This window comes from Nocardioides fonticola, from assembly GCF_039536805.1.
Classification (GTDB): Bacteria; Actinomycetota; Actinomycetes; order Propionibacteriales; family Nocardioidaceae; genus Nocardioides; species Nocardioides fonticola.
Map to the genome: position 1 here is coordinate 76,095 of NZ_BAAAZH010000013.1, position 23,546 is coordinate 99,640.

The 23,546-nt window shown below is 72.5% G+C and carries 22 protein-coding genes and 1 tRNA gene; 9 read left to right on the top strand and 14 right to left on the bottom strand.

What is annotated here, in order from left to right; genetic code table 11:
• The first annotated feature begins 61 nt into the window (after positions 1-61).
• Positions 62-772, top strand: a complete 711-nt coding sequence (locus ABD671_RS09940) for an SDR family NAD(P)-dependent oxidoreductase (RefSeq protein ID WP_344733183.1) — start codon at positions 62-64, stop codon at positions 770-772.
• 222 nt (positions 773-994) lie between these two features.
• Positions 995-2,374, top strand: a complete 1,380-nt coding sequence (locus ABD671_RS09945) for a dicarboxylate/amino acid:cation symporter (protein WP_344733184.1) — start codon at positions 995-997, stop codon at positions 2,372-2,374.
• Positions 2,375-2,406: 32 nt separating this feature from the next.
• On the opposite strand, the gene ABD671_RS09950 is transcribed toward ABD671_RS09945, so the two are convergent.
• From ABD671_RS09950 to ABD671_RS09960, 3 genes are read right to left on the bottom strand one after another with little or no spacing between them, the layout of a single operon-like run.
• Positions 2,407-3,183: a helix-turn-helix domain-containing protein gene (locus ABD671_RS09950; protein ID WP_344733185.1), complete on the bottom strand. Its 777-nt coding sequence runs from the start codon at positions 3,181-3,183 to the stop codon at positions 2,407-2,409.
• A gap of 15 nt (positions 3,184-3,198) precedes the next feature.
• On the bottom strand, positions 3,199-4,038 hold the full coding sequence (locus ABD671_RS09955) for an ABC transporter permease (RefSeq protein WP_344733186.1): 840 nt from the start codon (positions 4,036-4,038) through the stop codon (positions 3,199-3,201).
• On the bottom strand, positions 4,035-4,829 hold the full coding sequence (locus tag ABD671_RS09960) for an ABC transporter ATP-binding protein (protein ID WP_344733188.1): 795 nt from the start codon (positions 4,827-4,829) through the stop codon (positions 4,035-4,037). Before ABD671_RS09960 ends, ABD671_RS09955 begins: the two co-directional genes overlap by 4 nt.
• Positions 4,830-4,949: 120 nt before the next feature.
• On the opposite strand from ABD671_RS09960, the gene ABD671_RS09965 reads away from it, so the two are divergent.
• A tRNA-Thr gene (locus ABD671_RS09965) sits at positions 4,950-5,022 on the top strand.
• A 7-nt stretch (positions 5,023-5,029) separates the two neighbouring features.
• On the opposite strand, the gene ABD671_RS09970 is transcribed toward ABD671_RS09965, so the two are convergent.
• Together ABD671_RS09970 and pdxY are read right to left on the bottom strand one after the other, a co-directional pair.
• Positions 5,030-5,245: a hypothetical protein gene (locus ABD671_RS09970; protein ID WP_344733189.1), complete on the bottom strand. Its 216-nt coding sequence runs from the start codon at positions 5,243-5,245 to the stop codon at positions 5,030-5,032.
• A complete protein-coding gene (gene pdxY, locus ABD671_RS09975) occupies positions 5,245-6,120 on the bottom strand; it encodes a pyridoxal kinase PdxY (RefSeq protein WP_344733190.1) in 876 nt (291 codons plus the stop codon). Before pdxY ends, ABD671_RS09970 begins: the two co-directional genes overlap by 1 nt.
• Before the next feature lie 224 nt (positions 6,121-6,344).
• Between pdxY and ABD671_RS09980 the strand changes: the two genes are divergently transcribed.
• Both ABD671_RS09980 and ABD671_RS09985 read left to right on the top strand, forming a co-directional pair.
• Entirely contained in the window at positions 6,345-7,976 is a 1,632-nt protein-coding gene (locus ABD671_RS09980) for a GMC family oxidoreductase (RefSeq protein ID WP_344733191.1), read from the top strand.
• Positions 7,973-9,559 carry a succinic semialdehyde dehydrogenase gene (locus ABD671_RS09985; protein WP_344733192.1) on the top strand — a complete coding sequence of 529 codons (1,587 nt, stop codon included), beginning with the start codon at positions 7,973-7,975 and terminating at the stop codon, positions 9,557-9,559. The genes ABD671_RS09980 and ABD671_RS09985 overlap by 4 nt, the downstream gene beginning before the upstream one ends.
• 125 nt (positions 9,560-9,684) lie before the next feature.
• On the opposite strand, the gene ABD671_RS09990 is transcribed toward ABD671_RS09985, so the two are convergent.
• The 5 genes from ABD671_RS09990 to ABD671_RS10010 all read right to left on the bottom strand — a co-directional run bounded on the left by ABD671_RS09990 (position 9,685) and on the right by ABD671_RS10010 (position 15,513).
• Positions 9,685-10,470 (bottom strand): dioxygenase family protein, encoded by a 786-nt coding sequence (locus ABD671_RS09990; RefSeq protein ID WP_344733193.1) that lies wholly within the window; start codon positions 10,468-10,470, stop codon positions 9,685-9,687.
• Between the two features lie 29 nt (positions 10,471-10,499).
• Positions 10,500-11,192 carry a uracil-DNA glycosylase gene (locus ABD671_RS09995; RefSeq protein WP_344733194.1) on the bottom strand — a complete coding sequence of 231 codons (693 nt, stop codon included), beginning with the start codon at positions 11,190-11,192 and terminating at the stop codon, positions 10,500-10,502.
• 169 nt (positions 11,193-11,361) lie between these two features.
• Positions 11,362-12,849, bottom strand: coding sequence for an SDR family NAD(P)-dependent oxidoreductase (locus ABD671_RS10000; protein ID WP_344733195.1), 1,488 nt, complete (start codon positions 12,847-12,849; stop codon positions 11,362-11,364).
• Between the two features lie 22 nt (positions 12,850-12,871).
• Positions 12,872-13,960 carry an SMP-30/gluconolactonase/LRE family protein gene (locus ABD671_RS10005; RefSeq protein ID WP_344733196.1) on the bottom strand — a complete coding sequence of 363 codons (1,089 nt, stop codon included), beginning with the start codon at positions 13,958-13,960 and terminating at the stop codon, positions 12,872-12,874.
• Positions 13,957-15,513, bottom strand: a complete 1,557-nt coding sequence (locus tag ABD671_RS10010) for a flavin monoamine oxidase family protein (protein WP_344733197.1) — start codon at positions 15,511-15,513, stop codon at positions 13,957-13,959. Before ABD671_RS10010 ends, ABD671_RS10005 begins: the two co-directional genes overlap by 4 nt.
• A gap of 161 nt (positions 15,514-15,674) precedes the next feature.
• Between ABD671_RS10010 and ABD671_RS10015 the strand changes: the two genes are divergently transcribed.
• The 4 genes from ABD671_RS10015 (at position 15,675) to ABD671_RS10030 (ending at position 19,278) form a co-directional block, all read left to right on the top strand.
• Entirely contained in the window at positions 15,675-16,325 is a 651-nt protein-coding gene (locus ABD671_RS10015; RefSeq protein WP_344733198.1) for a TetR/AcrR family transcriptional regulator, read from the top strand.
• Entirely contained in the window at positions 16,322-17,017 is a 696-nt protein-coding gene (locus ABD671_RS10020; RefSeq protein ID WP_344733199.1) for a class II aldolase/adducin family protein, read from the top strand. Before ABD671_RS10015 ends, ABD671_RS10020 begins: the two co-directional genes overlap by 4 nt.
• Positions 17,014-17,964, top strand: a complete 951-nt coding sequence (locus ABD671_RS10025; protein WP_344733201.1) for a carbohydrate kinase family protein — start codon at positions 17,014-17,016, stop codon at positions 17,962-17,964. Before ABD671_RS10020 ends, ABD671_RS10025 begins: the two co-directional genes overlap by 4 nt.
• Positions 17,965-18,108: 144 nt before the next feature.
• Positions 18,109-19,278 (top strand): zinc-binding dehydrogenase, encoded by a 1,170-nt coding sequence (locus ABD671_RS10030; RefSeq protein ID WP_344733202.1) that lies wholly within the window; start codon positions 18,109-18,111, stop codon positions 19,276-19,278.
• Positions 19,279-19,290: 12 nt separating this feature from the next.
• On the opposite strand, the gene ABD671_RS10035 is transcribed toward ABD671_RS10030, so the two are convergent.
• From ABD671_RS10035 to ABD671_RS10050, 4 genes are all read right to left on the bottom strand, one after another.
• Positions 19,291-20,472, bottom strand: a complete 1,182-nt coding sequence (locus ABD671_RS10035) for an alpha/beta fold hydrolase (protein WP_344733203.1) — start codon at positions 20,470-20,472, stop codon at positions 19,291-19,293.
• 87 nt (positions 20,473-20,559) lie between these two features.
• Positions 20,560-21,993 (bottom strand): alpha,alpha-trehalose-phosphate synthase (UDP-forming), encoded by a 1,434-nt coding sequence (locus ABD671_RS10040; protein WP_425574907.1) that lies wholly within the window; start codon positions 21,991-21,993, stop codon positions 20,560-20,562.
• A gap of 53 nt (positions 21,994-22,046) precedes the next feature.
• Complete coding sequence (locus ABD671_RS10045; RefSeq protein WP_344733205.1) at positions 22,047-22,496, bottom strand: nuclear transport factor 2 family protein; 450 nt, start codon at positions 22,494-22,496, stop codon at positions 22,047-22,049.
• A complete protein-coding gene (locus tag ABD671_RS10050; RefSeq protein WP_344733206.1) occupies positions 22,493-23,536 on the bottom strand; it encodes a Gfo/Idh/MocA family protein in 1,044 nt (347 codons plus the stop codon). Before ABD671_RS10050 ends, ABD671_RS10045 begins: the two co-directional genes overlap by 4 nt.
• Positions 23,537-23,546 lie beyond the last annotated feature (10 nt).

Below are 23,546 nucleotides of genomic sequence, written 5' to 3' on the forward strand. Positions count from 1 at the left end.
GCCGGACGGATGTTTCCGCGGTTCCGTTGTGCCGCACTAGAACGTGTTCTAGGTTGCTCGCGTGAGTGCTCGCGTCGTCGTCATCACCGGTGCCGCCTCCGGCATCGGATTCGCCACCGCCGAGGCCTTCCGCGACCTCGGCGACACCGTGTTCGGGCTCGACATCGCCCCGACGGTGCCCGAGGGCGTCACCTACGTGGAGTGCAACGTCGGGTCGCGCGCGTCGGTGGACGCCGCGATCGCGCGCTGCGCCGAGGGCGGGCGCATCGACGTGCTGGCCAACGTGGCCGGCATCGTGCAGTTCGGGCACTTCGAGCAGATCACCGACGAGGAGTGGGACCGCGTGCACGCGGTCGACCTCAAGGGCCCCTTCATGCTCATCCAGGCCGCGCTGCCGCACCTGCTCGCCGCCGGCGGCAACGTCGTCAACGTCTCCAGCGTCGCCGGCAACAAGCCCCAGCCCTACGCCGCCGCCTACTCCGCGGCCAAGGGCGGCCTGACGATGCTGACCCGCTCGCTGGCCCTCGAGCTCTCCCCGAAGGGCATCCGCGTCAACGCCGTGTGCCCCGGCACCGTCGACACCCCGATCGTCTCCCACGTGGCCACGATCTTCCCCGCCGACCTCGACCACCGCGTCGCCGACCGGCTCATGATGATGCTGCCCGGCCCAGCGATCTCCCCGGCCGAGATCGCCTCCTCGATCGTCTACCTCGCCTCGCCCGAGGCCCGGATGATCACCGGGACGGTGCTGGCGTTCGACGGGGGGATGTAGGCGCCGTCCGCATGTAACGCGGGGTTACACACCTCTAGGCACCCCTTGTAAGGGCGCACCAGTGGTGCGTAACCCCGCGTTACAAGCGCGCGGGGCGGGTGGGCCGGGTCACGGAATCGGTCCGAGGCGGGTCGTGTTGCGCTCTGATGGCACCGGTCTGGACCAGTCCGGTGCCGTGATCCGACACCCGAGGCCGACGATCCGGCCGGAAGGACTCCCGCCGTGAGCAGCACAGCCACCGACTCCGCCACCTCCACCGCCGGTCCGCGCCGGCGCCTGAGGCTCCCGCCCTTCTGGGCCCAGATCCTCGGCGCCCTCGCGCTGGGCGCCCTGCTCGGCGTCATCGCGCGCACCCAGCACGTCGACAGCCTCACCAGCACGCTCTCGACGATCGGCGACACCTTCGTCTCGCTGCTGCGCACCGTGGTGGTGCCGCTGGTGTTCTTCGCGATCGTCGTGAGCATCGCCCGGCTGCGCGAGGTCACCGACGCGATGCGCCTCGCGCTGCAGACGCTGCTGTGGTTCGCCGTCACCGCGGCGATCTCGGTGAGCATCGGCCTCGGCCTCGGTCTGCTCACCGACCCCGGCCTGCACACGAGCGTCTCCCGCGACGCCGCCGCCACGCCGTCCGCCTCCGGCTCCTGGACCGACTTCCTCACCGGCCTCGTGCCCTCGAACTTCCTCGGCCTCACCGGCAGCTCGGACGGCGCCGGCGGCGTCTCGCTCGACTTCAACGTGCTGCAGATCGTGGTCGTCGCGCTGCTCATCGGTGCTGCGGTGCTGAAGACCGGGGCCAAGGCCGAGCCGTTCCTCGCCGTCGCCGAGTCCTTCCTGGCGGTCGTGCAGACGGTGCTGTGGTGGATCATCCGGCTCTCGCCGATCGGCACGCTCGGCCTCATCGGCAACGCCGTGGCCACCTACGGCTGGGACGCCGTCAGCCCGCTCGCCGTCTTCGCCGTCGACGTCTACGTCGGCTGCGCGATCGTGCTCCTGGTGCTCTACCCGGTGCTGCTGCGGGCCCACGGTCTCAACCCCGTGCGGTTCTTCGCCGGCGCGTGGCCGGCGCTGCAGCTGGCCTTCGTCTCGCGCTCCTCGGTGGGCACGATGCCGGTCACCGAGTACGTCACTACCCGCAACCTCGGCGTCCCGCGCGAGTACGCCTCCTTCGCCGTCCCGCTCGGAGCGACGACGAAGATGGACGGCTGCGCGGCCATCTACCCGGCGCTCGCGGCGATCTTCGTGGCGCAGTTCTTCGGCGTCGACCTCGGGTTCTCCGACTACCTGCTCATCGCGTTCGTCTCGGTCGTCGGCTCGGCGGCCACCGCCGGCCTCACCGGCGCCGTCGTCATGCTCACCCTGACGCTGAGCACCCTCGGCCTGCCGCTCGAAGGTGTCGGCCTGTTGCTCGCCGTCGACCCGATCCTCGACATGATGCGCACGATGACCAACGTCGCCGGCCAGGCGCTGGTGCCGACGATCGTCGCGCGGCGCGCCGGCATCCTCGACCAGGAGGTCTACGACCGCCGCGAGGCCGGTGACCCCGTCGCCGACCCGGGTCTGCTCGAGGACGCCGAGCGGGAGCTCGCGACCGCCGGGGCCTGAGCTGGTCGCTCGAGGCCCCCTGGCCACCGAGGTCAGGGGGCCTCGGCGCGCTCGATCATCGTCCAGCCACGCCAGCCGCGCTCCTCGAGCAGCTCCAGCAGTCGCCGGGCCGAGGGCATCGACTCGAGGAACACCGCGTCCAGGAGACGTACGAGCGCCGGGTCGAGGTCGGCGAGGTCGGGATCGGCGCTGCCGGCGTCGAGATAGGCGGCCTCGATGCCGGATGAGATCCGGTCGGCGACGGCGGCCAGGCGGGGGTCGTCGGCCTCGGCGTCGATGATCTCGTCGAAGTCGCGATAGAGCCCGCGCAGCACTCCGTCGCCGAACTGCCGGCGTTTGGTGTGCATCATCGTGTCGACGAGCCGCGGCTCGATCTGGGCGGCGATCATGATCCAGGAGTCCCGCTCGACCTCGATGAGCCGCTCGCTGAAGCCCTCCTGCCTCAGCAGTTCCAGGTAGGACGTGACGCTCTCGGGCAGCGCCAGGCTCTCCCCGGCCGCGAGCCGGGCGATGCGCCGACGGTGCTCCTGCAGAGCTCGCACGTCCCGGCGCAGGCGGCGGTCGATCTCCTCGACGGCCGCTGCGAACGCCTCCGGCGAGGCCCGCAGCAGTTCCTCGACACGCGCCAGCGGGACGCCGGCCTCCGCGAGAGTGCGGATGCGGATCAGGTTGGCGACGGCCACCGCGTCGTAGCGGCGGTAGCCGGAGTGGTCGCGTGCGGGCTCGGGGAGCAGACCGACCGCGTGGTAGTGCCGGATCGTGCGGACCGTGACCCCCGCATGGTCGGCCAGCTGGCTGATGGTCAGCATCGGCTCAGGATGCCTTCACCCGAGCCTGCGCCGGTAGACCCGTAGCGCCAGGACGAGGGCCACGACCAGCAGACCCGAACACCAGGCCAGCGCGGTCCACGCCTGGTCGCCCACCGGGGTTCCGGCAAGCAACCCGCGGATCGCGTCGGCCAGCGATGTCACCGGCTGGTGTTCGGCGAAGGCCGCCACCGGGCCGGGCATGGTGTCGGTGGGCACGAACGCCGAGCTGAGGAACGGCAGGAGCAGCAGCGGATAGGCGAATCCGCTGGCGCCGTCGGGGGTCGAGGCGGTGAGGCCCGGGATCACCGCGAGCCATGTCAGAGCGAGCGTGAAGAGCGCCAGCAGGCCGACGACGGCCAGCCACTCGAGCGGGCCGGCGCCGGAGCGGAAGCCCATCAGCAGGGCGACGCCCACCACCAGCACGAGCGAGATCGCGTTGGCCACGAGGGAGGTCAGCACGTGCGCCCACAGGATCGCCGAGCGCGGCACCGGGAAGGTCCAGGTGCGCTCGACGATGCCGCGCTGGACGTCGAGGAAGAGCCGGAACGCTGTGTAGGAGATGCCCGAGACCACAGTGATCAGCAGGATCCCCGGCAGCAGGTAGTCGACGTACGCCCCGGTGTCCGCCCCGGCCTGGATCGCGCTGCCGAACACGTAGACGAACAGCAGCAGCATCGCCACCGGCATCAGGGCGGTGGTGACGATCGTGTCAGGGCTGCGGGTGACGTGTCGCAGCGAGCGGCCCAGCAGCACACGGACGCCGTGTACGGACTCCGCGAGGCCGATCGAGTCGACGCCGTCGCCTGCCGGCGGCAGGAACGCGGTGGTGGCGAGGCCGGTCGTCGGGCCGGTCATCGGGACTCCTGCGAGGTGAGTGCGGTGCGGCCGCCGACGACGGCGAGGAAGACGTCCTCCAGCGAGGGCTGGCGCTCGATGTACTCGACCTGCGCCGGGGGCAGCAGGGCTCGGAGGTCGGCGAGACTGCCTTCGACGATGATCCGGCCGCCGTGGAGGATGGAGATCCGGTCGGCCAGGCGCTCGGCCTCCTCGAGGTACTGGGTGGTGAGCAGCACCGTCGTGCCGTCCGCGGCGAGCTGCTGGACGGTGCGCCAGACCTCCTGACGTGCCTGCGGGTCCAGGCCGGTGGTGGGCTCATCGAGGAACAGCACTGCCGGATCCCCGATGAGGCTCATGGCGATGTCGAGTCGGCGCCGCATTCCGCCGGAGTAGGTCGACGCCGCCCGGTCGGCGGCGTCGACGAGGTCGAAGCGCTCCAGCATCGCGGTGGCGACTCCGCGGGCGTCGCGCTCGCGGCGCAGGCGGGCGACCAGCTCGAGGTTCTCGCGGCCGGTGAGGATCTCGTCGACGGCCGCGAACTGGCCGGTGAGGCTGATCGTGCGCCGCACCGCGACAGGGCGTTCGACGACGTCGAAGCCCTCGACGAGCGCGGTGCCGGCGTCGGGTTGCAGCAGGGTCGCGAGGATGCGCACCAGCGTCGTCTTGCCGGCGCCGTTCGAGCCGAGCAGTGCGTGGACGCTGCCGCGTCGGACGGTGAGATCGACGCCGTCGAGCACGCGGTTCTCCCCGAAGGACCGGGCGAGACCGCGTACCTCGAGGGCCGGTGTGGGGTGGTGGGTGGTGGTCATGGCACCCAGGGTCGGAGCCTGACGCTGCGTCAAGGTCAAGCGCGGATCCGACGCCGGTGCGTCAGCGTGGACACCGGTGCTTCTACGATGAGCGCGCCCGGCGCGAAGGTGCAGGGCGTCGCCGGTGTAGCTCAGTAGGTAGAGCGCCTCTCTTGTAAAGAGGATGTCGCGGGTTCGATTCCTGTCACCGGCTCGCTCGTTCAGCTGCGATAGCGCCGTCCCGTGAAGGTCCAGCCCACGTCGTAGGGCGCGTAGGCCAGCCCCGGGAAGTCGCGCGGCACGTGCTCGTCGACGAAGGCGCGCGCCTCCTCCTGAGTGGCCAGCACGGCGAGCACAGGCTCGGGGGCGTCCTTGCGCTCGTCGATGACGAGCCAGACCTCGTCGCGTCGGCGTCGGCGTCGGCCTCGCCCGACCATCACCGCACCCGGGTGGGCTCGAAGGTGCGGGGCGGTGCGGCGAAGGCGTCCTGGGCGGCGATCAGCGCGATCTCGCGGGTGCCGGCGGCGATGGTTGCCTCGAGGACGGCGTAGACCGAGCCGGTGGTGCGGGCCAGCGCCTCGGACGGCGATCCGGTGGTGCGCAGGTGGGCGAGGTAGAGCGCGGCGGTGACGTCGCCGCAGCCGTTCGGCGTGATCGGCAGCAGGGGAGTGGTGACGGCCCAGGCGCCCGCGTCGGAGACGGCGAGCACCTCCAGGTGACCCTCCGGCACCTCGTCGTGCAGCACCGAGGTGACCAGCACGTCGCGCGGGCCGCGCGCCCGCACCGCGTCGACGGCGTCCAGCACCGCCGCGCGCGTGCGGGTGCCGCCGGCGCCGTCCGGGCCGCGCTCGATGCCGGCGAGGAAGTCGAGCTCGAAGTGGTTGGGGGTGATGACGTCGGCCTGCGGCACCACGACGTCGCGCAGGAACTCCGGGATGCCCGGCCGCACGAACATGCCGCGACCGACGTCGCCCATCACGGGGTCGCAGCAGTAGACGGCGTCCGGGTTGAGCGCCTTCACCCGCGCCACCGTGTCGACCACGATGCTGCCGACGGCGGGATCGCCCTGGTACCCCGACAGGACGGCGTCCGCCCGGCCGAGCACGCCGCGGTCGGCGATGCCCTCGATGACCTCGCGGACGTCGGCGGGGTCGAGCACCGGACCGCGCCAGGCGCCGTAGCCGGTGTGGTTGGAGAAGTGCACGGTGAGCACCGGCCAGACCTCGTGGCCGAGTCGCTGCAGCGGGAAGACCGCCGCGGAGTTGCCGACGTGGCCGTAGGCCACCGAGGACTGGATCGACAGGATGCGCACGGCAGCATTCTGGCGGTCGACGCCGTGGGGGCGCGCGCGGGTTCTCCGGCCCGCGAATCGTGCACTGGGACGGCGAAGCTTCGCCGTCCCAGTGCACGTTTCTTCGGTCGACCGAAGAAACTTGCGCAGCCCACCACCGACCTTCGACCAACAACTAGAACCTGTTCCACTTCTGTTCTAGTGTGGGCCCCGACACATTCCGTCGGTATGCAACGAGGGTGGCGATGGCCAAGAAGACCTACTCCCAGGAGGCCGACTACGTCGTCGTCGGCTCGGGCAGCTCGGGCTCGACGATCGCGGGGCGGCTGGCCGAGTCCGGCGCGCGCGTGATCGTGCTGGAGGCGGGCAAGAGCGACGAGCAGTACCTCGTGAAGAAGCCCGGCATGATCGGCCCGATGCACGCGGTCCCGCAGTTGAAGAAGACCGTCGACTGGGGCTACTACTCGGTGCCGCAGAAGCACATCCTCGACCGCAAGATGCCCGTCCCGCGCGGCAAGGTGCTCGGCGGCTCGAGCTCGATCAACGGCATGGTCTACGTGCGCGGCAACCGCGCCAACTTCGACTCCTGGGCCGCCGAGGGCAACACCGGCTGGGACGCCGACTCGGTCAACGCCGCCTACAAGCGCCTCGAGGACTACGAGGGCGGCGCCGACGAGTACCGCGGCACCGGTGGCCCGATCCACATCACGATCAACAAGACCCCGCAGGAGGGGTCGCTCCAGTTCCTCCAGGCCACCGCGGAGGTCACCGGCTGCCAGATCCTCGAGGACTACAACGGCGCCACCCAGGAGGGTGTCGGCCGCATGCAGCAGAACGCCGCCAACGGCCTGCGCTACTCCTCCTCCCGCGGCTACATCCACCACCTGGCGCCGTCCACCCTCGAGGTGCAGACCCAGGTGCTGGTCACCAAGGTCGTCATCGAGAACGGACGCGCGGTCGGCGTCGAGGTGCGCGACAAGGACGGCTCCACCCGCACGATCCGGGCCGGCAAGGAGGTCATCCTGTCGGCCGGCTTCGTCGGGTCGGCGCAGATCCTCATGCTCTCGGGCATCGGCCATGCCCAGCACCTCAAGGACCACGGCATCTCCGTGGTGGCCGACCTGCCGGTGGGTGACAACCTGCACGACCACCTGTTCCACGCGGTCACGTTCCACACCACCGCCTCGAAGAACAAGGGGACGGCGTCCTACTTCGCCAAGGGCCTGGTCAAGGAGCTCGCCCGCCCGGGCAGCACCTTCCTGGCCAACTCGGTGTTCGAAGTGCTGGCGTTCCTGCAGACCTCGCAGGCGAAGAACAACGTGCCCGATCTCCAGCTGCACCTGCTGCCGTGGGCCTACCCGTCGGGCAACCAGGACGAGCCGATCCGGCACGAGGTCGACACCGTGCCCTCGTTGACCGTGCTCACCACGCTCATCTACCCCAAGAGCCGCGGCACGCTGCGCCTCGCCTCGGCCGACCCGACCCAGGCGCCGCTCATCGACCCGCAGTACCTCGCGGAGCCCGAGGACCTCCAGCTGCTCGAGGAGGGCACCGGCCTGGTGCGCGAGATCTTCGCCAGCAAGGCGTTCGGCGGTTCGATCATCAAGGAGGCCCACCCGGGCAGGCACGTGCAGGGCGAGCAGTTGCGCCACACGATCCTCAACCGGGCCACCTCGGTCTACCACGGTGTCGGCACCTGCCGGATGGGCGTCGACGACCTCGCCGTCGTCGGCCCCGACCTCAAGGTCAAGGGCGTCGAGGGCCTGCGCGTGTGCGACGCCTCGATCATGCCGTCGATCACCGGCGGCAACACCAACGCGCCGTCCTACATGATCGGCGAGATGGGCGCGGCGCTCGTGCTGGGCGGTGCGCGATGACCGTCGCCCCGCAGAAGCCGCAGGCGCCCGCGCGTCCGGCCAGCGTCACCGACGACCTGCTGCGCCGGCTCGTCGCACGCGTCTCCTCCGACGGCTCGCGGACGCCGTGGCCGCTCACCGAGGTCTACACCGGCGAGGTGCTCGTCGAGCTGCCGCAGTCGACGCCGTCCGACATCGAGCGCGCCTTCGGCGAGGCGCGTGCCGCGCAGGTGCGCTGGGCCGCGACTCCGGTCAAGCAGCGCCTCGAGGTCTTCAAGCGCGCCCATACGCTGCTCATCGACAACGCCCACCGCACCGCCGACCTCATCCAGGTCGAGAGCGGCAAGAACCGGCGGATGGCGATCGAGGAGACCTGCGACCCGCCGATGGTGATGAGCCACTACCTCAAGCGGGCCGAGAAGCTGCTCGCGCCGACCAAGCGGGGCGGACCGGTGCCGCTGGTCTCGCACTCGACCGAGATCCGTGTGCCCAAGGGCGTCGTCGGCATCATCGCGCCGTGGAACTTCCCCTTCGCCACCGGTCTCTCCGACGCCATCCCGGCGCTGATGGCCGGCAACGCGGTGGTCGTGAAGCCCGACAACAAGACCGCGCTCTCGCCGCTCTTCGGCATCTCGCTGCTCGAGGAGGCCGGCCTCCCGAAGGGGCTCTTCCAGGTCGTGTGCGGTGAGGGCCCGGACGTCGGCCCGACCCTCATCGACAACGCCGACTACATCATGTTCACCGGCTCCTCGGCCACGGGCCGCGTGATCGGCGAGCGCGCCGGGCGCAACCTCATCGGCTGCTGCCTCGAGCTCGGCGGCAAGAACCCGATGATCGTGCTCGACGACGTCGACGCCGAGGAGTGGGTGCGCGGCGCCCTGTTCGGCGTCTTCGGCAACACCGGTCAGATCTGCATGCACATCGAGCGCATCTACCTGCCCGACAGCCGCTACGACGAGCTGAAGGCCGCGTTCGTCGCGGCCACCGAGTCGCTGAACATCGGCGCCGCCTACGACTTCGGCCCCGAGCTCGGCTCGCTGGTCTCGCCCGACCACATGCGCCGCGTGCAGTCGCACGTCGACGACGCCGTCGCGAAGGGCGCCACCGTCGTCACCGGCGGCAAGCCGCGCCCCGACCTCGGGCCGGCGTTCTTCGAGCCGACCATCCTCGAGGGCGTCACCACCGACATGGAGTGCGGCGTCATCGAGACCTTCGGCCCGGTCGTCGCCCTGCACCGCTACCGCACGGTCGAGGAGGCCATCGCCCTGGCCAACGACACCGAGTACGGCCTCAACGCCTCGGTGTGGGGCAAGGACCTCGACCGCGCCGTCGCGATCGCCCAGCGCATCGAGGCCGGCAACGTCAACGTCAACGACGCCCTCGCCACCGCCTTCGCCTCCAAGGGGACGCCGTCCGGCGGGGTCAAGGCCTCCGGCGTCGGCGCCCGCCACGGCGACCAGGGCCTGCTGAAGTACACCGACGTGCAGAACCTCGCCGTGCTGAAGAAGCAGGTCATGGGTCCGCGCCCCGGCCAGGAGTACGGCGACTACGTCGGCTCGATGCTCTCGGGGCTGAAGATGATGCGGCGGTTGGGGATCCGGTAGGGGGGTTCAGGTTTCCCCGGTCAGCCGGGGAAACCTGATGTTGTCGGGCGAAACTTCGCCCCACAACATCAGGTTTCGCCCCACCAGTGACACCCGTCAGCGGTCGGACGCCGTCGCGTCGGCGCTCAGGCGACCTGGAGCGACCGCTTCGAGAGGCCCATCCAGAAGCCGTCGATGCGCTGCTCGCCCGGGGCGCCGGGGTCGGTGGCCGCGCCGAGGGTGACGAACAGCGGGCTGTAGTGCTCGACCGTCGGGTGGGCGAAGGGCATGCCGGGTGCGAGCTCCCGGTAGTTCGCGAGCGTGTCGAGGTCGCCGGCGGCCAGCGCCTCGGCGGCCCAGTGGTCGAAGTCGCTGGACCAGCCCGGCGCGGCGGCGTCGATGGAGAAGTCGCGCAGGAACGGCAGGCCGTGGGTGAGGAAGCCCGAACCGATCACGAGCACGCCCTCGTCGCGCAGCGGCCGCAGCCGCGCGCCGAGCTGGAGGAGCCGGCCCGGGTCGTGGGTCGGCAGCGACATCTGCAGCACGGGGATGTCGGCGTCGGGGTACATGATCTTCAGCGGCACCCAGGCGCCGTGGTCGAGGCCGCGCGAGGTGTGCTGGTGCACGGGCTCGCCGGCGGGCATCATCGCCGCGATCCGCTGGGCCAGCGCGGTGGCGTCCGGGGTCGCGTAGGTCATCCGGTAGTACTTCGGGTCGAAGCCGCCGAAGTCGTAGACCAGGGGCGCGCCGCTGGCGCTGAGGCTCACCGGCGCCGATTCCCAGTGCGCGCTGACGATGAGGATCGCCGTCGGGCGCGGCAGGTCCTGCGCCCAGGCCGCCAGCTGGGACGACCACAGCGGGTCGTCGAGCAGGGGCGGGGCGCCGTGGCCGATGTAGAGGGCGGGCATCCGGCCCGTGGAGTCCTGCGTCATGATCACCTCAACTTGTTGAGGATTCAACTTTATTCCATCGGGAGCTGCCACGCCACCCCGGAACCGCCCTGCTCCGTCAGCAGGGCGTTCACGCGGCTGAACGGCCGGGAGCCGAAGAAGCCGCGGGAGGCCGAGAGCGGCGAGGGGTGCGCCGAGGCGACGTACGGGACGCCGCCGAGCGTCGGCACCAGCGACTGCGCGTCGCGGCCCCACAGGATCGCCGCGAGCGGCCCGCCGCGCGCCACGAGTGCGCGGATCGCGCATTCGGTCACCTCCTCCCAGCCCTTCCCGCGGTGGGACGCCGGCTCGCCCGGCCGCACGGTCAGCACCCGGTTGAGCAGCAGGACGCCGGCGTCGGCCCACGCGGTCAGGTCGCCGTGGGACGGCGTCGCGATGCCGAGGTCGTCGCGCAGCTCGGTGTAGATGTTGGTCAGGCTGCGCGGGATGGGGCGCACATGCGGGTCGACGGCGAAGCTCAGCCCGATCGGATGGCCCGGGGTCGGGTAGGGGTCCTGGCCGACGATGAGCACCCGCACCTCGCTCATCGGCCGTCGGAACGCCCGCAGCACGTGCTCGCCGGCGGGGAGGTAGCCGCGCCCCGCTGCGATCTCCTCGCGCAGGAAGCGCCCCATCGCCGCGATCCGCTCGTCGACCGGCGCGAGCGCCGTCGCCCAGTCGGGGCTCATGAGGCCCTTGTCCACCAGTCCGGCCAGTGCGCTCATGGGGGCGAGGCTAGTGGCGGAGGTGGTGGTGGGGGCTGTGGAGGACGGCGGTCTGAGTCACCGGCCGCCCGGTGAGTCTGTCGTTGGTCAGCCGAAGTTTGGTACGCCCACCGACAGACTCACCTGACCAACCCCCGGCCCGGCCTGTGGACGACGGTCGAGGACGCCGTCACCAGGGCGAGGGCTCGTAGTCCTTGAGGAAGCAGCCGTAGAGGTCCTCGCCGGCCTCGCCGCGCACGATCGGGTCGTAGACCCGCGCGGCGCCGTCGACGAGGTCGAGGGGGGCGTGCCAACCGTCGCCGGCGTGCCGCAGCTTGTCCTGGTGCGGTCGCTCGTCGGTGATCCACCCGGTGTCGACGGCGGTCATGAGGATGCGGTCGGACTCGAACATCTCCCCGGCCGAGGTGCGGGTGAGCATGTTGAGCGCCGCCTTGCTCATGTTGGTGTGCGGGTGGCCGGGGCCCTTGTAGCGCCGCGAGAACTGGCCCTCCATCGCCGAGACGTTGACGACGTACGCCCGCCGCGCGCCACCGGCCACCGCGGCCCGCATCGCCGCCCGCAGCCGCGAGACCAGCAGGAACGGCGCGGTCTGGTTGCACAGCTGCACCTCGAGCAGCTCGAGCGGGTCGACCTCGTCGACGACCTGGGTCCAGGAGTTCGTGGTCTGCAGGTCGGGCAGCAGCCCGCCGGCGTCGACGGCGCTGCCGTCGAGGTGCGCGGCCAGCGAGGCGTGCCCGGCCTTGAGGGCCAGCGCGGTGATGGTGGCGGCGTTGTGGTGCTCCAGCGCCGCCTCCGGCGACTCGCCGTCGTGGTGGGCGATCGCCTCGGACGCCAGGGCGCCGGCGATGGCGGCGGGGTGGGCCTCGGAGATGCGGTCGAAGCTGATCATCTCCGGCAGTCGGACGCCGGCCGGCAGCGGCGCCGACTCGGCCTCGACCAGGCGGGAGTAGGCGCCCGGGGTGCGCCGGACGGTCTGGCATGCGTTGTTGATGAGGATGTCGAGTGGCCCGTCGGCGGCGACCTCGTCGGCCAACGAGATCACCTGGGTGGGGTCGCGCAGGTCGATGCCGACGATCTTGAGCCGGTCGATCCAGTCGGCGGCGTCCTCGAGCCCGGCGAAGCGGCGCATCGCGTCGTGCGGGAAGCGGGTGGTGATGGTGGTGTGCGCGCCGTCGCGCAGCAGCCGAAGCGCGATGTACATGCCGATCTTCGCGCGACCGCCGGTCAGCAGAGCGCGCTTGCCCGAGAGGTCGGTGCGCTGGTCGCGCTTGGCGTGCGAGCGGGCGGCGCACGTGGGGCACAGCCAGTGGTAGAACGCGTCGACGAGCGTGTAGTCCTGCTTGCAGATGTAGCAGCCGCGGGCGTTGATCAGCTCCCCGGCGAACGCGCCGGCGGCCGTCGAGACCAGCGGGATGCCGGCCGTCTCGTCGTCGATGCGCAGCGCCGACCCGGTGGCGGTGGCCTCGGTGACGGCGCGGTCGTGGGCGAGCTCCTCGGCGCGCTTGCGGAGCTTGCGCTCCTTCTTGATCGCCTTGTACATGTGCGCGGCCGCGCGCTTGACCGTGACCAGGTCGGGGTGGTCCTCCGGCAGCTCGTGCAGCGTCTCCAGCACCCGCAGCGTCGCGGCGAGGTCGTCCGGGTCGATCGTGGCGGTCACCGGGGGATGGTAGGGCCGGGAGCTACCGGCGCCCGAACTCGGCGGAGCGCGGCACCCACGGCGCCACCCCCTCCTGGCCGACCTCGACGTCGAGGATCGCCATGTGCGTGGCGTCGCCCTGCACCGCCGACTGGTTGGCCACCAGCACCCGCGTGCCCAGGAACGTGGCGCTGCACGGGGTGTCGAACGGGATCGACGACCCGTTCTCCCCGACCAGCGGCAGCTGCGGGAAGCTGTCGACCTCGGTGCCGTCGGCGTCGAGTTCGACGATGCGGTTGGTCAGTCCCGCCATCGCGATGAGGAAGTGCCCCGATCGGGAGATGCCGAACCCGTCGGGCAGGTCGGTGGGCAGCGAGGTCCACAGCAGCTCCGGCGTGCCCGGCGATCCGTCGGCCGCGATCGGGATGCGGTAGAGCCCGCCGTTCGTCGGCAGGGTCGCCCCGGTGGTGATCGTCTGCTGGGTCGCGTAGAACGCACGATCGCCAGGCACGTAGCGCAGTCCCGTGGTGCCGAACTCCAGGACGCCGGCCAGCGCCGAGGAGCGCAACCACTCGCTCACCGTGCCGTCGGGGCGCACCCGCCAGATGACGTCGTCGCCGTAGTCGCTGACGTAGAGGCCGCCCGGCCCCCAGGTCGCGTAGTTGGGAACGGCGCCGTCGGGCAGCCGGGCCACGCGCCGCCAGGCGCCGCTGTCGGGATCGAGGGTGAGCACGGACGACGTCGAGGTCTCCAGCACGATCAGGCGCCCTGAGCGGGTCTCGGCCGCCACCTGGATGCCGTGGTCGGCGTCGAGTCGCTGGAAGCGCGGCGGCACGCTCCACGAACGCCGCTGCACGCCGTCCGCGCTCCACTCCTGCACCCGCGAGGGGGCGGTGGAGCCGGAGGCGATGTAGGTGCCGGCGTAGACCCGACCCGACCGGGCGACGTGCACGTAGGCGGGGTGGCCGCCGGGCATCCGGGCGAAGACGCGGGTGTCCCACTTCGCGCGCGCCTCCGCGGCCCGGGCGGCCGGGACAGCCGGGGCGGCCTGGGCGGCCGGGCCGGCCGGCACCGCCGCGACGAGCGCGGTCGTCGACAGTGCGGCGATCAGCGCCGCGAGCGCCCGCCTCACAGGCGACCCGCCACCTCGAGCGCGGCCCGCTCGCCCGAGCGGACGGCGCCGTCCATGTAGCCCGACCAGTAGGTCGCGGTCTCGGTGCCGGCCCAGTGCACGCGCCCGAACGCCTGCCGGATCGCCGGCCCGAACTCGACCATGGTGCCGGGCGCGTGGAACGCGGTCGGACCGCCGCCGCTCCAGCGCTCCTTGGTCCAGTCCTCCTCGACGTAGTCGATGGGGGAGAGCGCCTTCTCGCCGAACATCGCGGCGAACCCCTCGAGCACGGCCTTCTTGCGCGCGGCCCGGCTCTTGGGTCCATAGGTGCGCCAGGTGGCGCCGCCGACGAACGCGAGCAGGACGCCGGGGGCGCCGTCCCCGGGCGGGGTGTTGTCGAAGACGGCGCGTGCGGCACCGGCGTCGTTGATGCCGAAGCCGTTGAGGCCGTCCTCGCGCCAGAACGGGGTCTCGTAGACGGCGTCGCACTTCATGAGCTGGCCCATGTCGAGGCGGCGCAGCAGCGTGAGGCGCCGGGTCGGCAGCCGTGGGAACCACTCGATGCCGAGCACCATCGGCGGGGGCGCGGCCACGACCACCCGCTTCGCGCGGACGACGCCGCGGGCGGTGTGGACGACGACGCCGTGGTCGCGCTGCTCGATGCGGCTCACCGCAGCGTCGAGCGCCACGATGTCGCCGAGCCGCTGGGCCAGCCGGATCGGCACCAACTGGGAGCCGCCGACGAACCGGCGCTCCTGGGCGCCGTTGGCGGTGTCGGAGTTGCGGGAGAAGGTGCCGACGTTCTGCTCGTTGCCCGAGCAGGCGATGTACCAGAGCACGAAGAGCAGCGACATCTCGTCGGGGTCGGCGCCGAAGCCCGGCTGGGTCCAGCACTCGATGAGGTTGCCGATGCCGGAGGCGTTCACGGCGTTGCGGCGGATGAACTCCCCGAGGGTGATGGCGTCCCAGTCGGCCGCGCTCGGGTGCGCCCACGGGGCGGCGACGTCGATCTCGGCGGCCATGGAGTCCAGGCGCTGGAGCAGCAGGGCGGCGTCGAGCAGGATCGTCGGGTCGGGCGGCACGGTGCCGGTGTAGGTGGAGCGGCCGAGCAGCGAGGAGACGTAGACGCTCTGACCGGTGTTGTACTCCAGGAACGTCTTCACCCCCATCTCCTCGGCCAGCGCGAGGATGCGGTCCTGGGTGGGGCCGACGAAGGCGCCGCCGGACTCGATCGTGTGGGCGCTGCGCGGGCGGCCGCCGAGGTGGTGGTTGAGCACGCGTCCGCCGACCCGGTCGCGGGCCTCGACGACGAGCACCGACGCGCCGGTGCGCGCGAGGTCGCGGGCGGTGACCAGGCCGGCGATGCCGGCGCCGACCACGACGACGTCGACCTTCGCGGGCAGCCGGCCCTGCAGGCCGCGGGGCCCGGTCGCGTCGGCGGCGGCGGCAACGGTGCCGAGGGAGCCGAGGGCGCCCAGGGCCGGGACGCCGGCCGCTCCGAGGGCGGCGGCGCCCAGGGTGCGGCGGGTCAGGCCGGCGTGGCTGAGGCGGGGGGTGGGGGGAGGAAGGGCCATCGGGTGCTCCTCGTCGTCGGGCCGTCGGGCGCGCCCGGGGGGTCGCGAGCGGTCGCCGGAGGTGGTGGGGGATCAACGCGGCCACGGCGGCGGGGTCACGGCGTCCCGGGGCAAACCTGAAACCGTGTCAGATTTGGTTTCGGCACCCTACACTCCTCGCCATGCCCGCCTCCACCCCTCCGTCCACGACCGTGGACGCCGTCCCGCGCCGCGTCCCCACGCAGGCCCGCAGCCGGCGCCGGGTCGAGGCGATCCTCGACGCCGCCGAGCGGTTGGTCGTCGAGCACGGCGTCGAGGCGCTCACCACCCGCGACATCGCCCAGGCCGCCGAGGTGCCGGTCGCCTCCCTCTACCAGTACTTCGCCGACAAGGAGGAGGTGCTGCTCGCCCTGGCCCAGCGCGACATGGACGAGATGGACGAGCAGGTGGCCCGCGACATCGCCGCCCTGCCCGCCGTCACGATCGATGCCGTCGTGGCCGCCACCATGGCCGCCTTCGTCGAGGTCTACCGGCGCCGGCCGGCCTTCGTGGTCATCTACCTGCGCGGACGCACCAATGCGGCCGTGGCCGCCTTCGGACGCGTCCACAACGCCCGCACCGCCGCCACCCTGCGCGAGTTCGTCCTCGACGCCGGGTTGTGCGACGAGCGGCTGACGCCGGCGATCGCCGAGCTCGCCATCGAACTCGGCGACCGCGTCTTCCAGCTCGCCTACGAGCACCGCCTCGACGGCGACCCGGTGCTCGTCGCCGAGGGCGTCGCGCTGCTCACCGCCTACCTCCACCGCTTCGCGCCCGGCGGCGACGCCGGATGAGCGCCCCCGCCGAGCCCGCCGACCCGGCTGCCGTGGCGGACGCCGTCGCCGCCGCGGCGCGCCGGCTGGCCGCCGAGGGCCTGCTCGTCGGCACCGCCGGCAACCTCAGCGCCCGCGTGCCGGGCGCCGAGCAGGTCGTCGTCACAGGCTCCGGGGTGGCGCTCGCGGCCTGCACGGCCGCCGACACGGTGCTGGTCGGCCTCGACGGCACGGTGCTCGCCGGCACGCTCGCACCGACCTCCGAGCTCGACCTCCACCTCGGGGTCTACGCCGACCGCCCCGAGGCCGGGGCCGTCGTCCACACCCACGCCCCGTTCAGCACGGCGGTGGCCTGCGTGCTCGACGAGCTGCCGGTGCTGCACTACCAGCAGCTCCTGCTCGGCGGCGCGATCCGGGTCGCGCCCTACGCCACGTTCGGCACGCCCGAACTGGCCGACCACGTGCGCGCGGCGCTGGCCGGACGCCAGGCGGCGCTGATGGGCAACCACGGGTCGGTCGCCGTCGGAGCCGACCTCGAGGCCGCCGCCGAGAACGCCGTCCTGCTGGAGTGGTTGGCCGCCCTGCACCACCGCGCCAGCGCCCTCGGCACCCCGCGGGTGCTCACCGAGCAGGAGCAGACCGACGTCGTCCTCGCGGCCCTCGCCCGCAGCTACGGCACCCCCACCCCCCGCCTCCAGGAGGAGACCCCGTGACCGCCACCCCCGCCCCGATGGTCGTCGCCGCCGTCGGCGTCCACGTGCTCGACACCCACGTGATCGGCATCGAGTCGATCCCCGCCGGCTCCGACGGCCAGCTCGTGGAGACCATCCGGATGTCGGCGGCCGGCACCGCCGGCGGCGCCGCGTTGGTCCTCGCCCGGCTCGGGGCGCAGGTGCGCAGCCTCGGCGCCATCGGCACCGACACCGCCGGCGACACGTTGCTCGCGCTGCTCGCCCGCGAGGGCATCGACACCGCCGGCCTCGTGCGGCTGGCCGAACACCAGACCTCCGCCTCGGTGATCCCGGTGCGTCCCAACGGCGACCGGCCGGCCTGGCACTGCATCGGCGCCAACGGCGCCTTCACCCTCGACCACCTCGCGGACGACGCCCTCGACGGCCTCACCCACCTCCACCTCGGCGGCCCGGAGTTCCTCGGCGGACCCGCCGCCGGCGACCTGCTCGCCCGGGCCCGCGCCCGCGGCATCACGACGAGCGTCGACATCCTCGCCCCCGGCGACCCCGACCTGCTCGCCTGGATCGCCGACGCGCTCCCGCACACCGACCACCTGCTGCCCAACGACGAGCAGGTGCGCGGCTTCACCGGCGAGAGCGACCTCGGTGCCGGTGCCCGCGCCCTGGTCGCCGCCGGCGCCGGAGCGGTCGCGGTCACCCAGGGCGCCCGCGGCGCCCTCGTGGTCACCGCCGCCGAGCCCGACCGCGTGGTCGAGGTGCCGGCCGTCGCGCTGGGCGAGGGCGAGCTCGTCGACACCACCGGCTGCGGCGACGCCTTCTCCGCCGGCTACCTGCGCGGCCTCTCTCTCGGCCGCGACCCGGTGGCCGCCGCTCGGCTCGGCTGCGCGACGGCGTCCTTCGTCGCCCGCGGGCTCGGCAGCGACGCGGGGGTCTACGACCTCGACGCCGTCCTGTCGCTGGTGGGGTGACCGGTCGCGCGGACTGCGGCCGGTCCCCGGCGTCCCACTGGTCAGGGGAAACTCCCGCTTGTCAGGGAATGCTTGCTGTGCCAAGAAGGAGTTTCCCCGGCTGACCGGGGAAACTCCCGCCCCGCCACCCGCTACCGTCCCCCCATGCGCGCCGTCGTCCTGCACCAGGGAGAACTCGCCGTCGAGGAGGTTCCCGACCCGGTGCCGGGTCCCGGGCAGATCCTGCTCGAGGTCAGTCACTGCGGCATCTGCGGTTCCGACCTGCACGCCCGCCACCACGGCGACGCGACGGCCGATCTCGCCCGCGCGGTCGGGTACGACGACTTCATGCGCAGCCACCAGCGGGTGGTCATGGGCCACGAGTTCTCCGGCCGCGTGCTCGAGTACGGCCCGCGCACCCGCCGCGCCTGGAAGCCGGGGCAGACGCTGGTCGCGCTGCCGATCCTGCAGAGCGACGGCGCCCCGCAGCTCACCGGCCTCGCCGAGGTCGCCCCGGGTGCCTACGCCGAGCGGGTGCTGGTGCAGGAGGGGTTCGCGATCCCGGTGCCCGACGGCGTCGGCACCGACCTCGCCGCGCTCACCGAGCCGATGGCCGTCGCCCTGCACGCGGTGCGGCGCGGCTCGGTCGGGCGCAAGGACACCGCCGTGGTCATCGGCTGCGGCCCGATCGGGCTCGCGGTCATCAGCGTGCTCAAGGCCAGCGGTCACCGCACCGTCGTCGCGAGCGACTTCTCCCCGCGCCGGCGCGCGCTCGCCGAGGCCTGCGGCGCCGACGTCGTCGTCGACCCCGCCCAGGACTCGCCGTGGGAGGTGCCCGCCACGACCGCCGGCTCCGTCGCCCTGCCCGACCTGCTCACCCTGGGGCTCTCGACCACCGAGCAGCTGCGTCGTGTGCCGTTCCTGCCGTGGTGGGAGGTCTTCAAGGTCGCCAACCGGCTCGGCGCGACGCCGTCCGGCCCGGTGGTCTTCGAGTGCGTCGGCGTGCCCGGCGTCATCGACGACATCGTCATGAGCGCCCCGGCCCGCTCGCGCGTCGTGGTCGTCGGCGTGTGCATGGAGGCCGACCGCTTCCAGCCCGCGATGGCGATCAACAAGGAGCTCGACCTGCGCTTCGCCTTCGGCTACGACCCCGGCGAGTTCGCCGAGACGCTGCGCCTGATCGCCGACGGCAGCCTCGACCCGTCGCTGCTCATCAGCGGCGTCGTCGGACTCGGGGGCGTCGCGGGCGCCTTCGACGCCCTCGGCGACCCCGAGTCGCACGCCAAGATCCTCATCGATCCGCAGCAGGACGGCGCCGCGATCGCCGCGCGCTGAGCAAGCGGCGGCTCAGGACGACAGCGCGCGCGAGCCCGCCGAGCCGTAGCGCCGCTTCGGGTTCGACCCGATCGCCCGCTTGGACGCCGGGTCGGGGTCCACCTCGCTGCCGCCGGACGGCGCCGGGTCGGTCGACCACTGCGCGATCCAGGCGTCCATCGCGGGCCAGGTGGTGGTGCGGGCAGCGCGGCCGGTCAGCATGCCGAGGTGGCCGCCGGGCACGACCTCGAAACGGGTCTCCTTGGAGCCGGTGAGCAGCGGTACCACCGCCTTGACCGCCGGCACCGGCGCGATGCCGTCGGTCGAGCCGGCGAAGACGAGCACGGGCGCGGTGATCGCCGCCAGGTCGATGGTGCGGCCCTCGACCTCGAAGGTGCCGCCGACGAGCGCGTTGCCCTTCACCATGCGGTGGTAGAGCTGCCCGAAGGTGCGCCCGGGGTAGGCGATCATGTTCTGGGTGAAGACGTCGACTGCCTCGATCTGGGCGAGGAACTCGGTGTCGTCGAGGTGGGTGGCCAGCGCGATCGGCTTGGTCACCAGCTTCTGGAACGACGAGAGCTGGAAGGCCCATTTCACCAGCGGCTTCGGGGCGCCGCCCAGGGCCTGGTAGCCCTTGGTGATCGGACCCTTGCCGTTGAAGAAGTTGAGCAGCGGGCGCAGCGGCGCCACCAGCGGCACCAGCGAGACGTCGAAGGGGGAGCCCACGATCGTCAGCGAGGCGATCGGCAGGTCGGCGGCGTCGGCCGCGGCCAGCAGCGTGAAGATGCCGCCGAGGCTCCAGCCGATCACGTGCACCGGGCGTCCGCCGGCGTGGGCGGAGACCTCGCGGATCGCGGTCGGCACGACCTCCTCGATCCAGTGCTCCATGCCGAGGTTGCGGTCCTTGAAGGACACCTCGCCGTACTCCACCAGGTAGGTGGGTCGCCCGCCGGTGACGAAGTGCTCGACCAGCGAGCAGCCGCGCCGCAGGTCGTAGCAGCTGGACGGCGCGGCGAGCGGCGTCACGAGCAGCACCGGATCGCCGGTCTCCTTCGCCGTGGCCGCCGGGCGGTAGTGGTAGACCTCGCGCAGCGTTCCCTCGTCGATGAGGGTGCGCGGCATCGGACGCAGGTCGGCGAGGCCGCCGTAGAGCACCTTGTGGGCGACGTTGCCGGCCGCGGCGACGACCTGGTCGGGCTTGGGGAGGAGGTCCACGGGCGAAAGGTACCCCCGTCACCGGGTCCGCGTCAGGAGCCTGGGACCGGTGACCTCGCTCGCAGACGGGTAGAGGATGACGTCGCGTCAGGAACGACGGGCGGGCCGCACGTCCTTCTCGTGGGTGCCGACGTCGGCCAGCTCGGTCATGAACGACTCCGCCCACGCCTTCACGTCGTGCTGGGTGACCTGGCGCCGCATCGCGCGCATCCGCCGCGTGCGCTCGCGCTCGTCGGCGCCGTAAGCCTCCAGCAGCGCCGACTTCATGCCGTTGATGTCGTAGGGGTTGACCAGCCACGCCTGGCGCAGCTCCTCGGCCGCCCCGGCGAACTCCGAGAGCACCAGCGCGCCGTCGCCCTCGTAGCGGCAGGCGACGTACTCCTTGGCCACGAGGTTCATGCCGTCGCGGTAGGGGGTGACCACCATGACGTCGGCGGCGCGGTAGAGCGCGGCCATCTCCTCGCGCGGGTAGGAGGAGTGCAGGTAGCTGATCGCCGGGGAGCCGATGCGGCCGTGGTCGCCGTTGATGCGCCCGACCAGCCGGTCGATCTCGTCACGCAGGAGGCGGTACTGCTCGACCTGCTCACGCGAGGGCACCGCGACCTGCACGAAGACGGCGTCCTCGACGTCGAAGTGCCCCTCCTCGAGCAGCTCGCCGAACGCGCGCAGGCGGGCGTAGATGCCCTTGGTGTAGTCGAGGCGGTCGATGCCGAGGAAGACCCGGCGCGGGTTGCCCAGCGCCTCGCGGATCTCGGCGGCCCGCGCGGCCACGCTCTCGGAGCGGGCGAGCTCCTCCAGGCCGGCGGCGTCGATGGAGATCGGGAAGGCCGCCGCCCGCACGGTGCGCCCGTCGGGCAGGTAGACGAGGTCGCGGTGGGTCTTGTGCCCGACCCGCTGGCGCACCAGCCGGATGAAGTTCTGCGCCGCGCCCGGCAGCTGGAAGCCGACGAGGTCGGCACCGAGCAGGCCCTCGAGGATCTGGCGGCGCCACGGCAGCTGCTGGAACAGCTCGGCGGGCGGGAAGGGGATGTGCAGGTAGAAGCCGATGCGCAGGTCGGGGCGCAGGGTGCGCAGCATCTGCGGCACCAGCTGGAGCTGGTAGTCGTGCACCCAGACCGTGGCGCCCTCGTCGGCGGCCTCGGCGGCCTTCTCGGCGAAGCGCTGGTTGACCGCCACGTAGGAGTCCCACCACTCGCGGTGGAACTCCGGCTTGGCCACCAGATCGTGGTAGATCGGCCAGAGCGTGCCGTTGGAGAAGCCCTCGTAGAAGCCCTCGATGTCCTCGGCGCTCATCGAGATCGGCACGAGGTCCATGTCGTTGTCGGTGAACGGCTCGACGTCGACGTCGACCCCGCCCGGCCAGCCGATCCACACGCCGTCGCCGTGGCGCATGACCGGTTCGATGGCGGTGACCAGACCGCCGGGGGAGGTGCGCCACGTGTGGCTGCCGTCGGCCAGCTCGACGCGATCGACCGGCAGGCGGTTGGCGACGATCACGAGGTGGTGGCTCACGTCCTTCACCCTAGGGGGACGGCACAGCGCCGGGCGCGCTCGAACGGGTGGCGGGGTCCCCCTCAGAACAGCAGATGCTGGGAGAGATCCCCGGTGAGGTCGAGGTGCATGGTGCGGGTGGCGAAGCACCACGCGCCGTCCACGCGGTGGAAGGTGTCGTGGTAGCGGCCGGTGACGATCGGCTGGAGGGGCAGGGCGTCGGTGGCCTGGAGCACCGTGAACACCGACCGGGACGACGCCATGCCGGCCTCGGCGTCGACCTCGACGATCGCGTTGGTCACCAGGTGCCGGCTGCGCGGGGTTCCGTCCTCGTAGCGACGCGTGCTGCGTTCGTAGAGGCCGCGCACGGCGTCGCGGCCGGCGAAGACGGTCTCGGGCGGGCCGTCGGGCACGGCATGGATCGCGCCGTGCGCGAACAGCTCGGCGACCCCGTCGAAGTCGCCGGCGTCGATGAGCTCGGCGTAGCGGTAGAGCAGGTGCTCGACGGCCCGGGCGTCGTCGGCGGTGCTCATGCCCCGGCCGCCCGGTCGACGGGGTAGGCGACGCCGATCTGGGCACGCACGGTGTCCATGAGCCGCATGAGCGCCAGCGTCTGCTCGTGCGGCACCCACGGGCTCTCGCGCAGCCCCTCGCGCAGGCAGCGCCCGACCTCGGCGAGCTCGTTGCCGTAGCCGCGGCCGATCACCGGCTCGCGGCCCTCGATGCGCACGACGGCGCCCTGGTCGCTGGAGTCGTTGGTGGAGTCGGCGCCCACGGGCGTGAACTCCGCATGCGTGGGGTGGTGCATCTGGCCGTGCAGCACGATGCGCCCCAGGTCGGTGGTGATGACGCCGGAGCGGTCCGACCACGAGGTCATCGACGCCGTCGAGGACGACGTCGCCCCGCCCGGGTGCCGCCCGAGCACCGCGACGTCGAGGTCGATGCCGCGATCGGAGAGGTCGGCCATCGCGGTGACCTCGGAGGCCGGGCCGAGCATGAGGTGGGCGAGGGTGAGCGGGTAGATGCCCATGTCGAGCAGCGCCGAGGCGCCGAGCTCGGGGTCGAGCATGCGCTGCGCGGCGCTCGGGCCGACGCGGAAGCCGAGCTCGGCGCGCAGGTGGCGCGGCGTCCCGAACTCGCCGGCGTGCAGCCGATCGCGCACCTCCCGGACGACGGGGTGGCAGGCGGTCCACATGGCCTCCATGAGGAAGCGGTCGTGATGGCGGGCGAGCGCGACCATCTCCTCGGCCTCGGCGGCGTTGAGGGTGACCGGCTTCTCGCAGAGCACGTGCTTGCCGGCCGCGAGCGCCAGGCGCGCGTGCTCGAGGTGCAGGGCGTGCGGGCTGGCGATGTAGACGACGTCGACCTCGGGGTCGACGACCAGCTCCTCGTAGGAGCCGTGCGCGCGAGCGGGTCCGTCGGGGCCGGCGTGCTCGGCGGCGAAGGCCTCGGCCGCCTCGGGACGGCGCGAGCCCACGGCCACGAGGCGGTGATCGGGCAGGAGGGCGAGGTCGTGGGCGACGGTGTGGGCGATGCGGCCGGTGGCCAGGAAGCCCCAGCGGATGGTCTCCATGGCCCGGACG

Bases quoted from the DNA above. Each gene is read 5' to 3' on its own strand.
- ABD671_RS09950 (WP_344733185.1), bottom strand. From the start codon at position 3,183: ATGCTGACCATCAGCCAGCTGGCCGACCATGCGGGGGTCACGGTCCGC.
- ABD671_RS09955 (WP_344733186.1), bottom strand. From the start codon at position 4,038: ATGACCGGCCCGACGACCGGCCTCGCCACCACCGCGTTCCTGCCGCCG.
- ABD671_RS09960 (WP_344733188.1), bottom strand. From the start codon at position 4,829: ATGACCACCACCCACCACCCCACACCGGCCCTCGAGGTACGCGGTCTC.
- ABD671_RS09970 (WP_344733189.1), bottom strand. From the start codon at position 5,245: ATGGTCGGGCGAGGCCGACGCCGACGCCGACGCGACGAGGTCTGGCTC.
- ABD671_RS09980 (WP_344733191.1), top strand. From the start codon at position 6,345: ATGGCCAAGAAGACCTACTCCCAGGAGGCCGACTACGTCGTCGTCGGC.
- ABD671_RS09985 (WP_344733192.1), top strand. From the start codon at position 7,973: ATGACCGTCGCCCCGCAGAAGCCGCAGGCGCCCGCGCGTCCGGCCAGC.
- ABD671_RS09990 (WP_344733193.1), bottom strand. From the start codon at position 10,470: ATGACGCAGGACTCCACGGGCCGGATGCCCGCCCTCTACATCGGCCAC.
- ABD671_RS09995 (WP_344733194.1), bottom strand. From the start codon at position 11,192: ATGAGCGCACTGGCCGGACTGGTGGACAAGGGCCTCATGAGCCCCGAC.
- ABD671_RS10010 (WP_344733197.1), bottom strand. From the start codon at position 15,513: ATGGCCCTTCCTCCCCCCACCCCCCGCCTCAGCCACGCCGGCCTGACC.
- ABD671_RS10015 (WP_344733198.1), top strand. From the start codon at position 15,675: ATGCCCGCCTCCACCCCTCCGTCCACGACCGTGGACGCCGTCCCGCGC.
- ABD671_RS10020 (WP_344733199.1), top strand. From the start codon at position 16,322: ATGAGCGCCCCCGCCGAGCCCGCCGACCCGGCTGCCGTGGCGGACGCC.
- ABD671_RS10030 (WP_344733202.1), top strand. From the start codon at position 18,109: ATGCGCGCCGTCGTCCTGCACCAGGGAGAACTCGCCGTCGAGGAGGTT.
- ABD671_RS10045 (WP_344733205.1), bottom strand. From the start codon at position 22,496: ATGAGCACCGCCGACGACGCCCGGGCCGTCGAGCACCTGCTCTACCGC.
- ABD671_RS10050 (WP_344733206.1), bottom strand. From the start codon at position 23,536: ATGGAGACCATCCGCTGGGGCTTCCTGGCCACCGGCCGCATCGCCCAC.